The following is a 15,979-nucleotide window of genomic DNA, read 5'->3' on the forward strand; positions in this document are numbered from 1 at the left end:
TCTTAATTAAGAGAGATATGAAGATTTTGTAACTAGTGTGACATGTTACTGATTAGAAGTAGTAAAACTTAAATCTTAGTTTTCTGTCAATAATTAGAAATAAAGTATGTTTGGTATTTATAATTTTATTTATGTAGTGATAGGTTTGTAGTGTTAAGTGATAGAAAGAGACGTGTAAGACGTACTGGTAGTAGGAAAAGTAATAAAAGTGCTACTACTGAATCTTCTGTTGTTTTAGTGAAGGAAGAGGAAGTAATAGAGGGTATACAAAGTGAAGAAGAGGTTAAGGTACCTGAGGATAAAGGAGGAGAGGTTAAGGTATTAGATTTAAGTGAATTAAAGAAGAAGAGTATAGAGGATCTGCTAAAGATAGCAGAAGAGCTGGGTGTGGTCAGTAATGGAAGGATGCTAAAACAGGAAATAATATTTCACTTAATGAAAAAAGTGGTAAATGATGGAGGAGCTGCAATAGGAGGTGGGGTAGTAGAGATATTATCCGATGGCTTTGGATTTTTAAGATCTCCTGAAGCAAATTATGCTGCTAGTAGTGATGATGTATATATTTCAGCAGGACAAATAAAGAAATTTAATTTAAGGACTGGTGATATAGTAAGTGGGGAGATTAGAGCTCCAAGTGAGAAAGAAAGATATTTTACATTAGTAAAGGCACATAGCATTAACTTTACAGATATGGGGAAGCTACAGAGATATGTGCATTTTGATGACCTAATACCTTTATATCCAGAAGAAAGGATACTATTAGAGTGCAATGACCCTATAAGCTTAAGTAAGAAAGATATAAGCATGAGAGTAATAGATATAGTAGCACCGTTAGGTAAAGGACAGAGGGCATTGATAGTTGCGCCGCCAAGGGCTGGGAAAACAATAATATTACAGCAAATAGCGCATTCAATATCTGTAAATCATCCAGATATTGAATTAATAGTATTATTAATCGGTGAAAGGCCGGAAGAAGTGACAGATATGTGTAGATCAGTGAAGGGTGAAGTAGTGAGTTCAACATTTGATGAGCCTGGATATAGACATGTACAGCTTGCAGAGATTGTAATAGAAAAGGCAAAGAGAATGGTGGAGCATAGGAAAAATGTTGTAATATTATTAGATTCAATTACAAGATTAGCAAGAGCATATAACTCTGTAATACCTTCATCTGGGAAGGTATTAACAGGTGGGGTAGATTCTAATGCCTTACAAAGACCTAAGAGATTTTTTGGTGCTGCAAGAAATATAGAGAATGGAGGGTCATTAACAATAATAGCAACTGCACTGATTGAGACAGGATCAAAGATGGATGAAGTAATCTTTGAGGAATTTAAGGGTACTGGAAATTGTGAAATAATATTAGATAGGAAAATATCAGATAAGAGAGTGTATCCTGCGATAGACATTTCAAAATCTGGTACAAGAAAAGAAGATATGTTAATAGATCATGTGTGTTTAAAGAAAGTATGGTTATTGAGAAGATTATTATCATCTATGGGTTCTGTTGAAGCTATGGAGTTTTTAAGAGATAAGTTATCAATAACGAAAGATAACAATGAGTTTTTTGATATGATGAATAGCTAGTTAGCAGATAGTAAAGTATAGTTTTATATACCTGTAATTTAGGTTATATTTATCTATAGATATGTTAGCGTATAACAATTAAATTATATAAATTTTTTATTATAAGATTTGTGTTAAGTAATAATATGTTATCTTGATTAAAAAACATACTATTCTGTCATTTGATATGTGAATTGCATGATTTGTAGTTTTGGTCATACATGAGCTATGTTCTATTATATTCTTAATGTGTAAGTAGTAATTATTTAAATATGGTAAATATATATACTGATTAATATGGTTTTGAATGTAATAGATCTTCTAGTTTGTTATTTTATATTTAATATGTGAATTATATAATTTGTAGATTAAATTATATTAATAACTGATATATAATCTAGAACTACGATAATGGAGTTCTAATATTAATGGGTACTGCTTACAAGAATATGTATTTAATTAGCTATAGGTTTGTGTATTGAGCTATATACAATGTTCTAATGCTAATTTGCGATTGAAATTTTTTACTTAACTTACCTGAAATGGATTTGTAATACTGATATTGTTAAAATTACATATAGTAATTACCTGAAGCTCAAAAATTTATAGCAACTACTATATTTTTAACTAGTTATAAATTAATGATATTTGAAATCATGTTATTTTTTATACATAAACTATATCCTTGTTATATTCTTGGTATGTGAGTATTGCGATTGGTAGCTATATAACTATGGCTATGCTGTTTTGTATGTAGTACTACTTAATTTATCAATACTGTATTATGTATAAATTATATAATTGTTAGCTTTGGTTATGTGTATCTGTTAGGTAATATCTAGATAATGATTATTTAACATTAGAACTTAATTAGAGAAAATAACTTTCTTTAAGTGTAGTTTAATAATATGAGCATTTGTATATAGATTGCGTAGTTTACTCAGAGTGGAAAACAGTTATTTGATAGGTATGTATTATTGATTATATCTTATGTATGAATTATATTAGTGAATATATAACTATGTATCTATTAGCTAATCTCTAAATAATGATTATTTAACATTAGAACTTAGTTAGAGAAAGTAATTTTATTTAAGTGTAGTTTATAATACTGTAAGCATTTATGTGTGTACTGTATATTTACGTAGAATAAAAAACAGTTATTTGGTAGGTGTGTATTATTGATTATATCTTATGTATGAATTGTATTAGTTATATATAACTATGTATATATTAGCTAATCTCTAAATAATGATTATTTAACATTGGAACTTAGTTAGAGAAAATAATTTTATTTAAGTGTAGTTTATAATATAAGCATTTATATATAGATTGCGTAGTTTACTCAGAGTAGAAAACAGTTATTTGATAGGTATGTATTACTGTTTTAGTAGTGTATCACGAGCTTCATTTAATTTTTGAGCTAGGTAAGGAGAACCACCTCTGTCAGGATGTATCGATTTCATTAATTTGTGGTATGCTGCATTAATTTGTTCGTGAGTTACACCATTTTGTAGTCCTAATATTTCAAGTGCTTCCTGTCTTGATAGCTTGCTGCCTGTACTTTTAATGTTAGTGTAAGTATTTGCTTCATTTAGTACTTTTATCAAGTGAGGAAACACTATGTCATTTGTTCTTAGATATTATTATAAAAAATTACCTGTATAACAGTAAGTATGATAGAGAATATGGTACTATCAATTTTAAGTGCCTATTTAAACATCTCTTACTATGTATAAAATGTATGTGTGCTAACTATTCAGTGATTCATTATTTGATGCAAGTACTGCTTCGTGAATCATTTCTGATAATGTTGGATGTGGAAAAATAGATGAAATGATATCACGATCTGTTGCTTCTAATTGTTTGCCTATAATGTATCCATTAATCATTTCTGTTACTTCTGCTCCAATCATATGTGCACCTAATAATTCTCCAGTGGTTTTGTTAATTATAACTTTTACGAACCCTTCTGTTTCATCTATAGCTATAGCTTTCCCACTACAATTTGCATTGAATTTTCCTATTTTGATATCATATCCCATACTCTTTGCTTGATGTTCAGTTAATCCAATACTAGCTATCTGAGGTATTGAGAATATACAACTGGGTATGTTCTCTTTATTGATATGATGTATATTACGATCTGTTATTTTTTTTTCTTGTGCTGCTATATTTTCAACACATAGTATTGCTTCATGGCTTGCTTTGTGTGCTAAACATGGTGGACCTGCAACGTCACCGATAGCATAAACTCCTGATTCAGAAGTACAACAGTATTTATCTGTAATAATGAATCCTGCTTGATCGATTTGTATTTTTGTGTTATCCAGGCCAAGATTATCAGTATTAGGTTGTATGCCAACTGCTAATATGACTTTATCTACTTCTAAATCTATTGTATTTGATATTTGAATTCTGGCATTATTATTGGATTTTTCTAGTTTTGTTACAGAACTTTTTGTGTAAATTTTTATTCCTTTTTGATTTAAAATTTGATGCATTGATTTAGATACTTCGTGATCTTCAAGTGGTAGTATATTATCTCTGAGTTCTATCATTGTTACTTGAGTACCGAATGTGTTGTAGAAACTTGCAAATTCTATACCAATAGCTCCAGTTCCTATTATTGCTAATGACTTAGGAAGGATATTTGGTGTCATTGCATTTTTAGCATTCCATATTATGTTATTATCAAAATTTATGTTCGGTAAATTTCTAGGATGAGATCCTGTTGCAATAATTATGTGTTTTGATGTGATATTAATTTTATCATTATTATTATCTAAAACCTCTACTGTTCCTTCTCCTAGTAATTTTGCAGTTCCAGAGTAAACTTTTATATTGTTTTTTTTCATTAGCCCACTAATTCCATTTGATAGTTTTTCTACAACATTACGTGAGCGTTCTATTATTTTAGTAAAATTACATGTTACATTTGTTACATTGATACCAAAAACATCTGCTTTTTTTATGTTATGATAAATTAGTGCAGAATGTAATAGAGATTTTGTAGGAATACATCCCCAATTTAAACATACTCCTCCTAACGTATTCTCTTTTTCTATAATAGCAACATTATATCCTAGTTGTGCTGCTCGAATAGCTGCTATGTACCCACCTGGTCCACTTCCGATTATGAGAAACTCATGTTTGTTCATGTTTATTACTTTAAATGAGAATTCTGTAATGATAAAGAACAGAACTGTTGTTTGCAAGTGTAACATTTTTATGTAATCACTATATGATGTGATTTGTTTATTTATGAAATATTTAATAATAATTATTGATTTGTTAATTATTTGTAATAGTATTAATAATTATTAATTTTTTTTGCATAAAATCATGCTTACATCACTTAAAACTACAGTTACTGATAATAAACTAAGATCTAGTATTATTAATGGATCTAGTGTTAATTTTTTTAAAAAAGGCAACATTATTTTTTCTGTATATTATACAAGAAATAATGTTAATGGATATGATGTAATATGTGAGATTCAACATGGTGCTTCTATTTATTATATGAAAATTAATGATCATGCAATTATTGATCGTCGGACAACAAATTATCCACCAGAGATGTTATTTGTAAAGAATAGTAATGATGATTTGATATTTATTGTTATTCCTGAAGAAAGTAAAGGTCGTAAAGCTTTAGTTATCAAAATATATAAGATAAATTATAATCCTAATGTGTCTTTATCCAAATTACATGACTTACAATTAATTAGTTGCAATAACTATCTCAAAGAAGAAGTGAAATATCCTATTATTTTACATCAGGATACGGGTGGTAGGATTGTTGTTATTGCAAGAGTAGATAATGACTATCGAGGTGATGTTACAGATAGATTGTATGTGATGTGGCAATTGAGATATCATAATAATAGATTTGAAATTATAGGTTTAAGTAATGGGTATAGGCAATTTAATGCTGCCTATTTATTTAAGCATTCTGGTTATATTAATCGTGGTAAATGTCATGATAGACTAATTGTTAAATTAGGATCGGATAGTTTTATAAATTTTCTTTATGTTGGGAAACATATTTCTAGAGATTACAATTTTTTTTCTAGTATATATGATTTATCTATAAATTATAATATGCATCTTGATCCAGAAGAATGTTTGGTGGGTTCTTTTTATGGTTGTAATGCTAGTAGTGGTAGGAAATATAATATTCCTAATAGCTGTATTCATGTTATTGATATTTTTCGTGATGATGGGAATGTATATATAGCATATATTGGTACTGTATTTAATAGTACATTTAAGAATAAAAAGCAGTTGGTTATTGTTTATACTATGGGTGATGAACAATCGCCTGTGTATGATTTTATGCAGATTACAGAAGATATTAGTGCCATATATATAAATTCTACTGAAAATATTTTAGCAATAACGACTATGGGAAGTGATTATCTTGTAAAATATGAGATTTCAAAATTACAGTTAAAATTAGGGATTGTTGATCATGTTGATGTTATAAAAATTCCACGTAATGTAGTGAAAAATATTGCTAATTTTACATATGTTGTTGATACAGTTTTAGGGTTTGATAGTGTTGAACATATTAATATTCGTAATGTATTAGCTACAAAATCAACTGTTAATGATAAAGTATCTCAGTTTTTTTTAAATATTAGAGAAATGGAATTTGGTGATTTATTTAAGAGTTGGAGTGGTGAATATAATGACTTGTTAATAGGTTATACTATGCCTGCTAGTTATGGTGTAAATTATACTACAGAATATTTAAGCGATGTTATAACTGTTTCAGGTAATGCAGGTTTTGTAGAGAAGTTCATATCAACTAGTAAAATGGGTGATGTATTTAAGATTACAGATAACTTAATTAATTATACTAGTGTAAACCCTACTAATCATATGGCACATGTGACATTGCAATCAAAATTATCAGATGGTGAGGGTATTACAGAGCGTGCGGGTAATAGATCAGATAATTCTGTAAGTGAAAGTTTAGCTACAGGATTGGTTCTTACTAGTAAAAGTGATGATTTGTTTAAAAGTACGGCTAGTCCTATTAATCATGCTTTTGGTTATGTAATAAAGCCTACTATCCACGTAACGCATGTTACATTGCAACCGAAGTCACCATATGGTAAAGAGGTTGTGAGGCATATAAATCCTAAAACGGATAATTCTATACATACAAGTTCAATACCAAGATCAATACTGACTAATAGAAGCGATGGTGTATTTAAAAGTACAGCTAGTCCTATTAATCATGCTTTTGGTTATGTAATAAAGCCTACTCGCCATGTAACGCATGTTACATTGCAACCGAAGTCACCATATGGTAAAGAGGTTGTGAGGCATATAAATCCTAAAACGGATAATTCTATACATACAAGTTCAATACCAAGATCAGTACTGACTAGTAAAAGCTATGATGTATTTAAAAGTACGGCTAGTCCTATTAATCATGCTTTTGGTTATATGAAACCTGCTAGTTCTGTTGTAGTGCCATTAGGTGATACTGATGTTTCAAAGCAAGTGGAAAGTGTTAGTAATGTTCCAGTACATCTTACTCCTACAGTAAGATCAGTATTAGTAGGTGATGCGTATCATGTATCTGGCAGTGAAAAAGATAGTGTTGGACATGAACAAGATCTGGGTCATGGTGATGTTAGTACTGATGTTGTATTGAAACTAATGAGTGATAATGTATCCAACAATATTAGTAGGCATGTGAATAATTCTTTAGCTATAAAACATAAGATATTAGGTAGAAAAGTAAAGTATAATATAAGGCGTAGTACTGTTAGATCTGGTGTTAATATTCGCAATAAAAGTACAGTGAGTACAAGATATACATCTCATGGCATACAAGAGGCTAATAATATGAATGTTACATTGTTTAATCCTACACAGCATAATATTAGTAGTTATAATGGTAGTTTATTAAATAGTAATTCTGCTTTTAATACTGAAAGTTCTGTTGATTATAAAGTAGTAATTGCAGTAATATCTAGTATACTGCTTATCTTTTTATTATTAGGTGGATTTAAATGTATAAAGTGGTATTTAGCAAAGTTGAATAGAAGAAGGATGTCTAATAATGAACAGGGATTTGTGATTTTTAATTTGGATAGTATTCAAAGTAGTGTTTCTGGTGTGCAAGTGACAAAAGGTACCACATCTCGAATAGAGAGTCTATTCTAGTTATGTATGTGTTGTTTGTTTATAAAAATAGTGTTAATTTAAAAATTATTTCATGTTGTGTGTCATATTTTTGATTAATGTTTCTTTATTGATTGTTGTTTAATATTGACTGATTAGATTATTCTAACTACTGTTCATCCTGTGTTTTATGTAAAAAATCATGTTGTTTTTTTCTAAAGTGCCTAAGAATAAGATAATTATATCCGTAGGAGATCATGGCGCAATAGTGTTGAACATTGTAGATGCTATAGTGCAGGATAAATATTTTATTGAAGGAATACATGATGTGGCTATGTCAAAAATTATTTCATGTATTACTGAATATAAAAAGTCATCGATATATCTTGTGTTAAATCATTCTGATCAAGTTTATACTGAACATAAATTACCGGCAAGTAATAAGATTACTGCAAAGTCTTTAATGAAGATCAATCTTAACAAGATAATGAGTGATTATGATGTTGGGACTGCATTTTTGTTAACAGAACCAAATTCTACAAATAAGAATTGGCATTATATGTATGCAACAAGTAGACTAAATGAATTGTCTAAAAGTATACTAGATACTATTCTTAGTAATTCAGGAAATTTTTGTGGTATACTATTATTACCAATTGAAATGGCATCACTTTGCAATAAGTTGTTAACAGTTCAATGTAAGAGTTGTGATGGATGGACAGTATTTGTAGCTTATACTAAGACTAATGATTTTAAGCACATTGTTTTATATAAAGGGAAAATAGTTTATGTTGGTAATATTATGCTTTCTGATGATGATACATCACCAGGCATTATTGCAGGCAAAATTTATCAGGAAGTACATGATATACTTTTATCACTTACTAAGCTTGGAGACACTAAAGAGTCAGTAATTAACCTATATATTATAACATCTAGTAGTATCAAGACTAGTTTATTATCTTGTGATTTTAAGAATATGGATAGTAATATTTTAACACCATATGAATTATCCAAGATTTTAATGGTAAATCAATCTGCGAATATCATGAGTGAGTTTTGTGATACTGTGGTATTATCTGCTGTTATGGAACAATGTTCATTTATGATTCTTCATACTAAGTATACTCGTCTATTGTGTAAGATTGGTTTTATCAACACATATTTGATCCCATTTTTACTATGTTTTATTACTGTAATATCCTTGTTGAATGTTGGGTATATGCTTAGGATAGATAGTCATTATGATGAAAGAGTGAGTATGCTTCTTCATCATGAACAACTAATATCTAATATTGAAAAAATTGACAAGGATACTAGCCTTAGGCAAGTTAATGAGATGTATGAGACAATGGATGTATATAAGTCGCTTTTAGCTAGCGATTTTTTTTCTCTTGATTTGATATTTAAATTGCACAATGTAGATTTAACAGGATTTGTTATTAACTATATATCATTACATGTAACGGATAATGGTCTTAAAGTTAAATTATTACTTAAGTTTAATAAGGAAAAAGAATTTTTAGACTATTATAATAACTTGCAACTTAATATAAAGAATGAATTTAAAGAATATAAGGTAGAAGTCATAGATTCGCTACCTGATGTTTTAGATAATCATAAGATTGTTGTAGTTAAATTGGAGAAATAATTAGGTGAGTAGCAAATTATTAAAATGGTTGTGTGCAATAAAAGTTTCAATATGTTTAGTTTTGTTATGTATTTTATCTATTACATTATACTATCTGTATCACTCTAATGCTTCAGTAGTACGGTACAATACCAGTATTATGAATGAAAATCGTAAGTTAAGCTTTAAAATTGTAGATGTACATAAGCATGAAGCAATGCTGAATAATAGTGGAAGTTTATGGCAAGAGATATCGAATTCAAATATATATAGTACTTCTTATGAAGAAAATTTAGGTGCGTTAATTAGTAATTTATGTAAGAAATATTATTTGTTTAATTCTCAAATCAGCATGTCTACTCCTGAGGTAATTAACAATGTTTTTGATAAACAGTATATAAGTGTGATTAAAAATCGTATTAAGATTAAATTTTCCTCTATAAGTGATGAGCAAGTATTTTTGTTTATTAATGCTATACGTCATGATATTTCAGGATATGTTAAAATTATTAATGTTAGTATTGGAAAGAATACAGATATTACAAATGAAGTATTACAATCTGCCTTAAAAGGTGAGCCTGTATCTACTGTAAGAGGTAGAATTGTATTTGATTTGTATAGTATAATGGGTAAATTTATTGATGAAAATTAGTATATTGTTAGTGATAATTTTATTTACTATACATAATGTATGTCAAGCTAGTCAGCATGACTGTATTGGTCTTATATATGCTTTAAATCATTGTGAAAGTTATACTTGTGATATAGATTTTATTGATGATAAGATTCAATATACAGTGTTTGGTATGCGTAATGGTCGTTGTAAATTTTTTGAGCAGGATAGTTCTAGTGTTATGTTGTGTCATTTACCTAAAGAAAAGTTGGAATACATGTCTGAGTATTTAGTCAAGGTAGTTACTAATAATGTAAATGTGGATATTGATAAAGTTGGTAATATGTTGTCTAGTGTATGTGAATTTTATTCTGTAGTACAAGAAAGTGTAATACCAGAAAATGAAGAAGTGACTGAGGAAAATGCGTTAGAAATTGAGCGTACTGCTGGATTAAAAAAGAGAGAATCTGATATTAGGAAAATTAAGAGTATATTTTTTCCTAATAAGGATGTAGAAGCATTACATAGTATATATATGCAAAATACTAGAAAGAGCGAGCATCATTAAGATTATAAGTCAGATAAGGGTTTATGGATTATATCGGTAGTTTTATATTTTTGTTAGATTTAAAGTCACCTGTTATCTCTATATATTATATATATTTGACATAATAACATATTAATCTGATGTTGAATATGCTGTACTCATCTTTCTATATGATAAAGTTTATAAATGATTCTAGAAATTTATATTTTTGTAATAATAGGTAACAAGTAATAAAAAGTTAAGTATATAAATTTTAATATATTAGTTCAATAAAGTGTAGTTTTATAATTTTACTACGAGCTTATGTATCATATAGTAGATGTGCTAGTTTATAATGTGATCCTTGTTAACTTTATATGCAATTTAATCTAAATAATAAGATGAGTTATATAGTGCTGTAGTAAATATAATGACTTTTTTGATTAAATAAAATAAATTTTAAAGACTTACAAACAGAGTCATAGTACAATCAGTCTAAGAAGTGATATTAAACTTTTAGTATTATTAATTCTTAATGTTAAATAAGTAAAGCAACAGCATGTCCATTAAGATAAATGATAATAAGACCTTACAAAACTACTGTAGCTGTTTAGTTTGTTTTTTGTAATATGAGGTACTTTTGTCTCTTTATGTTCTTTATACAGATAGCATACTTCAAATATAAATGTATCAAATAAGTATATATATGTTCATAATACTTTAGACATAGTCTATTAAGTAAAAAGTGAATTATGCTCATTTTAGTATCATATGTGATATAATAATCTGATTTTGTGGTAGGAAAAAAGTCAAGCTGATAGTTGATAATTTATGTACTTGACTAATAATAAGACAAATGATATTGATCACATATAAGGGTATAAGTGTTTTATGAAGATAACAATTCTTGGTTCTGGTTCATCTAGTGGCGTGCCAATTATAGGATGTGATTGTAGTGCATGTAAGTCGCATTTACAATATAATAAACGTACAAGAGCTTCAGCACTTTTTGAGAATAATGGAACTAAGCTGCTAGTTGATACTACTCCTGATTTAAGGATTCAAGCATTACAACATAATTTATCATCTGTTGATGGTATACTTTATACTCATTTTCACTCAGATCATTGTGATGGTATCTCAGATCTTCAACCTTTTGTGCCTACTAACGAATTAAATACCGTACATATATATAGTGATGTAATGACTTTATGTTCACTTGTTGCAAGTAATTCGTATTTCTTTATTCGAGGAATTGTTTCTAAATGGAAAAAATGTCATTATTTAACTCCTAACATTATGTATTATTATCAGGAATATAATATCGGAAGCTTTCGTATATTGATGATAAAGCAAGACCATGGTGTTGCTGATTGTAATGGATTTATATTTAATAATCAGGTGGCGTATTGTACAGATGTTAAGTCTTTTCCAAAAAAATCTTTTGACTTGCTATATAAGATAAAGGTCCTAATACTAGGATGTTTAAAATATGAAGAATCTTTTGCACATTCTAGTGTTAATACATGTTTAGAGTGGGTAGCAGAGCTCAAGCCAGAAACTACCATTTTTACCCATATGAGTCATGATTTGGAATACTATTCTTTAATTGATTATATAAAAAGTCGTATTGATGCTAATGTTATTGTTGGTTATGATGGCTTACAGTTTGTAATATGATGTTAAATTGAAGTTATTATCTGTGTTGTATTATCTCATAATATTTATTAGTTGACACTCTATAATACGTATTTATTGTATGTATGTTATTAATTCTGCTTTATATCTAGTATAAGAGCGGAAATATTGTCAAGTTACTAAAGACCATATAATTGTGTATATGTGTTGTTATTAGGTTTCTCTGATATGATGATATTGTTTAGTTGAAAGTTTTATAGTGGATATTTGCACATAATTATTATTTCAGTTATATTTTCCTTGTAATATGTGGTGTTCCTTAATCATTGATATATTGATATTGTTTAATATTAATTATGTTAACCAAAAATCAATTTGTATAACTATAATTTGTTTGTAACGTGATTACATAGTGAATATTGGTAATAATATCATTATTACTACTTATATATTAGGATATTTTTATTGTGTTGATCTAATATCAATTTATCTGACTCTTTGTAGTACAGTTTATGTATTATTGTTTGAATTATATTATTGATATGATCATCATGTGAGAAGTATTAATGGTGGTAAAACAGTATTTATTGGTTAATTAATATAACTTTGTTTGTAACGTGATGACATAGTGAATATTGGTAATAATATCATTATTACTACTTGTATATTAGAATGATTTTTATTGTGTTGATCTAATATCAATTTATCTGACTCTTTGTAGTACAGTTTATATATTATTGTTTGAATTATATTCTTGATATGATCATCATGTGAGAAGTATTAGTGGTGGTAAAACAGTATTTATTGGTTAATTAATATAACTTTGTTTGTAATGTGAGATTATATAGCCAATATTGATAGTACTATGAATTATAGTTACTTAATGTGTTTAGGTATTATTTAATTATGTTGAACTAATGTCTATGAGGAAATTATCTGACTAGCCAAGACTTGTGTGTGATCATCACTTGGTTAGTATTAATTATGGTAAACTATATTTATGGTAGTTTCACCTAATTAATAGCTTATTTATAATAGCATTAATTAATATTGATAATAATGTAATGTTGTTCCTTATATGTTTATACGTGATTTTTTGATTATATTTTTAACTAAATATCTATTAATAAATTTATATCACTGACTCTCGTTGTTGTGTTATGTATGTATACTAATAACTTGTTGTATTGTGTAATAGTATAACAATTAATATTAGGTGAATTCTAGTGGTGATTGGTGATTGAAATTTGTGTGATGGATTTAGAATTATTATTGATGCTTTTATTTAATTATGTAGTGTAAAAAAAAAAATGAACAAGTATATACTTGATAATACTAGAAGCACATCTTTTTTATCAGATTCTAATAAACAATAGCCGTTTAAATACTATGAGATTTTAGATTGTATAGTGATTAAATATTAAATTTAATTCTGTTAATATGGTATTAATTTAATGTTTATAACTTATTAGTATATTTTCTTGGTAAAAATTTACACATAAATAGTTGTTAGAATTTTGAATCGAAAGTAATAAGAATGCATGATGAAATCTAAAATTATATATATTTATAGGTGTAGAACTTGTAATAGGAAATGTTAATATATAAGACCAAGAATTTTTATGTGAGCTTGTAATAAATGTTTAACTAATTTATTGGATTTTGATAAAAAATAGCAAAAATATGACTAGAGATCTGATTAATATATATGGCAGTGAAATTTATCAAAAGGATATTGTGTATATAAACTCAAAAAAATCCTTGTGTTGGTTTATGAGGGTATTTAATAGAAAGTAATAAGAATATGATGATAGCTATATTATTTTATGGATAATAATATAAGCTTCAAAGTTCTTATTGTAAGTCTGTAATGAAGTATTTGATTGATTCATCTAAACTTAATGGTAATTTTTCTAGGTTATATTGTAAATCTGATGCAATTCCATAGGTTCTAGGAATAGGTTGTATTTTGTTTTGTATTCCATGAATTAATCCCTGTAAAATAGAAGTGATTACTTGTTTATGATTGCAATCTGAACCAGCTACTCTGTGTTCTATTCTACATCTATTAGGATTGTTTGTAGTGTTTGGTATCCTTATAGCAGTGCTTCTATTATTTCCTCCCCAGCTGATAGTTGTAGGAGTATCTATATCAGCATGTATATATCTTAAATATGAATCACTATATGGTGCAAAAAATATCATATGTTTTTTCATTAATGTGCATAAACCTCCTATGCTGTATAACAAATATGTACTTACTTCGTTATTTTGTTGGAAAAATAGATTGTTTGCATTTTTATCAAGTAAGTTTATGTGCACATGAAATGCACTCCCTGGTTTATCTAAATATGGTTTTGCAGAAAAATTAATGGTTCCTTTATGGTTTTGTGCTGTATTATGCAAAATTTCTTTGATTGTATTAATTTCAGATATAAGTCTAGAAATATTAGTGGTATATGATGTTTGTATTTCATATTGTAATTTGCTTTTTTCTTGTATTATATTACAGTTAAAGCAAGATAGTTTATTTTTTATGTTATTAATAACTAATTTCAAATTGTCTAATGATATATGGTCAAAGTAAAACTCTAGTTCTATACCTATTACTGGAGTTATATTTAGATTATTAGTAAGATAATTTAGTGTATACTCTAACATATGTACTAATTAACTTTAATTGGTTTTACTGTCTTTTTTGTGATATGTAATGCAAGTATATTGAGAAACCATGTAATTATGAATAGGGTAAGTCCTAAAGCATATGCAGATGATGTTTGAATGCTATTGAAATTTTGATCACCTGTTAAGATTGTTGCAATCTGTACTGTAATAGTCGTGACGGTTTGCAATGGGTTAAAAGTTAGATGTGCTGTGATTCCAGCAGCCATTAATACAATCATTGTTTCTCCTATTATTCGTGAGATTGATAATATAATTGCACTAATGATATTGGGTAAAGCATATGGAATTATAATATTCCATATGGTATCTGCTCTTGTTGCTCCCAGTGCCATAGAGCCATATTTTATAGTTTTTGGTACAGATCGTATAGCATTTTCCATTAAAGATGTTATTAATGGTAAAATCATGATACCTATGACTAATCCAGCAACTAGTGCATTTTCTGATTGAGCATTAAGGTTATAATATTTTGCTAAGCTTCTAATTGATGGTGATAAAAATACTACTGCAAAGTATCCATATACTACTGTAGGGATACCTGCTAATATTTCGAGAATTGTATTAATAGTATATCTTATTCTTTTATTTGCATATTCACTAATGTAAATTGCAGATAATAATCCTAAAGGTACTGCTATCGTAATAGCAACAATAACAATTAGTAATGTGCCACTCAATAGTGGTAATATGCCAAATGATCCTGCTAGTTTTTCATTGATTATTTCTGGATTTGGTTGCCAAGTAACACCGAATAGGAAGTCTGTTAGTGGTATTTTACTGAAAAATAATGCTGAGTTATAACCTAGGCATACTACTATACATATTACGATAAGGAATAATATTCCTACAGACAAAAACATAATGAATTTCAATAATAAGAATTCTTTATCTACATATGTTACTATTAATATAACAGCTAATGTGATGAATATAATGCCAATAAATATCATGCTAAAGTTTTGTAGATACAATGAATAGCAGATGATTACTGGAGAGATAACATTCAAGGAAGTTATAATATGAAACTTATCTTCAAAAATGAGTGTAATTTTGTAGTAATTTCCTATTAGTAAAGCAATAAATAATAATATTGTAAATAGTATCATAATTATTTAAAAAATAGATTTCACAAGTTTTTACATTATATAAATTAAAAATTATACCTTTATAGTAT

Annotated in this window: 10 protein-coding genes; 6 read left to right on the top strand and 4 right to left on the bottom strand. The window is 27.8% G+C overall.

Annotation, left to right across the window (positions count from 1 at the left end; genetic code table 11):
• Nucleotides 1-150: 150 nt before the first annotated feature.
• The gene (gene rho, locus ERUM_RS00765) at nt 151-1,587 is read left to right on the top strand and encodes a transcription termination factor Rho (protein WP_011154824.1); all 1,437 of its coding nucleotides are present in this window, start codon (nt 151-153) and stop codon (nt 1,585-1,587) included.
• 1,358 nt (nt 1,588-2,945) lie between these two features.
• On the opposite strand, the gene ERUM_RS00770 is transcribed toward rho, so the two are convergent.
• Together ERUM_RS00770 and lpdA are read right to left on the bottom strand one after the other, a co-directional pair.
• The gene (locus tag ERUM_RS00770; protein WP_011154825.1) at nt 2,946-3,188 is read right to left on the bottom strand and encodes a DnaJ domain-containing protein; all 243 of its coding nucleotides are present in this window, start codon (nt 3,186-3,188) and stop codon (nt 2,946-2,948) included.
• A 129-nt stretch (nt 3,189-3,317) separates the two neighbouring features.
• The gene (lpdA, locus tag ERUM_RS00775; protein WP_011154826.1) at nt 3,318-4,727 is read right to left on the bottom strand and encodes a dihydrolipoyl dehydrogenase; all 1,410 of its coding nucleotides are present in this window, start codon (nt 4,725-4,727) and stop codon (nt 3,318-3,320) included.
• 184 nt (nt 4,728-4,911) lie between these two features.
• Between lpdA and ERUM_RS00780 the strand changes: the two genes are divergently transcribed.
• The 5 genes from ERUM_RS00780 (at nt 4,912) to ERUM_RS00800 (ending at nt 12,162) form a co-directional block, all read left to right on the top strand.
• Nucleotides 4,912-7,755 carry a hypothetical protein gene (locus ERUM_RS00780; RefSeq protein WP_231837228.1) on the top strand — a complete coding sequence of 948 codons (2,844 nt, stop codon included), beginning with the start codon at nt 4,912-4,914 and terminating at the stop codon, nt 7,753-7,755.
• Between the two features lie 160 nt (nt 7,756-7,915).
• Nucleotides 7,916-9,364, top strand: a complete 1,449-nt coding sequence (locus tag ERUM_RS00785) for a hypothetical protein (RefSeq protein WP_011154828.1) — start codon at nt 7,916-7,918, stop codon at nt 9,362-9,364.
• A 139-nt stretch (nt 9,365-9,503) separates the two neighbouring features.
• Nucleotides 9,504-9,995, top strand: coding sequence for a hypothetical protein (locus ERUM_RS00790; protein ID WP_231089403.1), 492 nt, complete (start codon nt 9,504-9,506; stop codon nt 9,993-9,995).
• Nucleotides 9,985-10,524 (top strand): hypothetical protein, encoded by a 540-nt coding sequence (locus ERUM_RS00795; RefSeq protein WP_231837229.1) that lies wholly within the window; start codon nt 9,985-9,987, stop codon nt 10,522-10,524. The genes ERUM_RS00790 and ERUM_RS00795 overlap by 11 nt, the downstream gene beginning before the upstream one ends.
• Before the next feature lie 849 nt (nt 10,525-11,373).
• A complete protein-coding gene (locus ERUM_RS00800) occupies nt 11,374-12,162 on the top strand; it encodes an MBL fold metallo-hydrolase (RefSeq protein WP_011154831.1) in 789 nt (262 codons plus the stop codon).
• Between the two features lie 1,812 nt (nt 12,163-13,974).
• Here the strand turns inward: ERUM_RS00800 and ERUM_RS00805 are convergent.
• Nucleotides 13,975-14,781, bottom strand: a complete 807-nt coding sequence (locus ERUM_RS00805; protein ID WP_011154832.1) for a type I glutamate--ammonia ligase — start codon at nt 14,779-14,781, stop codon at nt 13,975-13,977.
• 5 nt (nt 14,782-14,786) lie between these two features.
• Complete coding sequence (gene pstC, locus ERUM_RS00810) at nt 14,787-15,911, bottom strand: phosphate ABC transporter permease subunit PstC (protein WP_011154833.1); 1,125 nt, start codon at nt 15,909-15,911, stop codon at nt 14,787-14,789.
• Between the last annotated feature and the right edge of the window lie 68 nt (nt 15,912-15,979).

This window comes from Ehrlichia ruminantium str. Welgevonden (genome assembly GCF_000026005.1).
GTDB lineage: Bacteria > Pseudomonadota > Alphaproteobacteria > Rickettsiales > Anaplasmataceae > Ehrlichia > Ehrlichia ruminantium.

Bases quoted from the DNA above. Each gene is read 5' to 3' on its own strand.
- ERUM_RS00795 (WP_231837229.1), top strand. From the start codon at position 9,985: ATGAAAATTAGTATATTGTTAGTGATAATTTTATTTACTATACATAAT.
- ERUM_RS00785 (WP_011154828.1), top strand. From the start codon at position 7,916: ATGTTGTTTTTTTCTAAAGTGCCTAAGAATAAGATAATTATATCCGTA.
- ERUM_RS00805 (WP_011154832.1), bottom strand. From the start codon at position 14,781: ATGTTAGAGTATACACTAAATTATCTTACTAATAATCTAAATATAACT.
- pstC (WP_011154833.1), bottom strand. From the start codon at position 15,911: ATGATACTATTTACAATATTATTATTTATTGCTTTACTAATAGGAAAT.
- lpdA (WP_011154826.1), bottom strand. From the start codon at position 4,727: ATGAACAAACATGAGTTTCTCATAATCGGAAGTGGACCAGGTGGGTAC.
- ERUM_RS00790 (WP_231089403.1), top strand. From the start codon at position 9,504: ATGAATGAAAATCGTAAGTTAAGCTTTAAAATTGTAGATGTACATAAG.
- ERUM_RS00780 (WP_231837228.1), top strand. From the start codon at position 4,912: ATGCTTACATCACTTAAAACTACAGTTACTGATAATAAACTAAGATCT.
- ERUM_RS00800 (WP_011154831.1), top strand. From the start codon at position 11,374: ATGAAGATAACAATTCTTGGTTCTGGTTCATCTAGTGGCGTGCCAATT.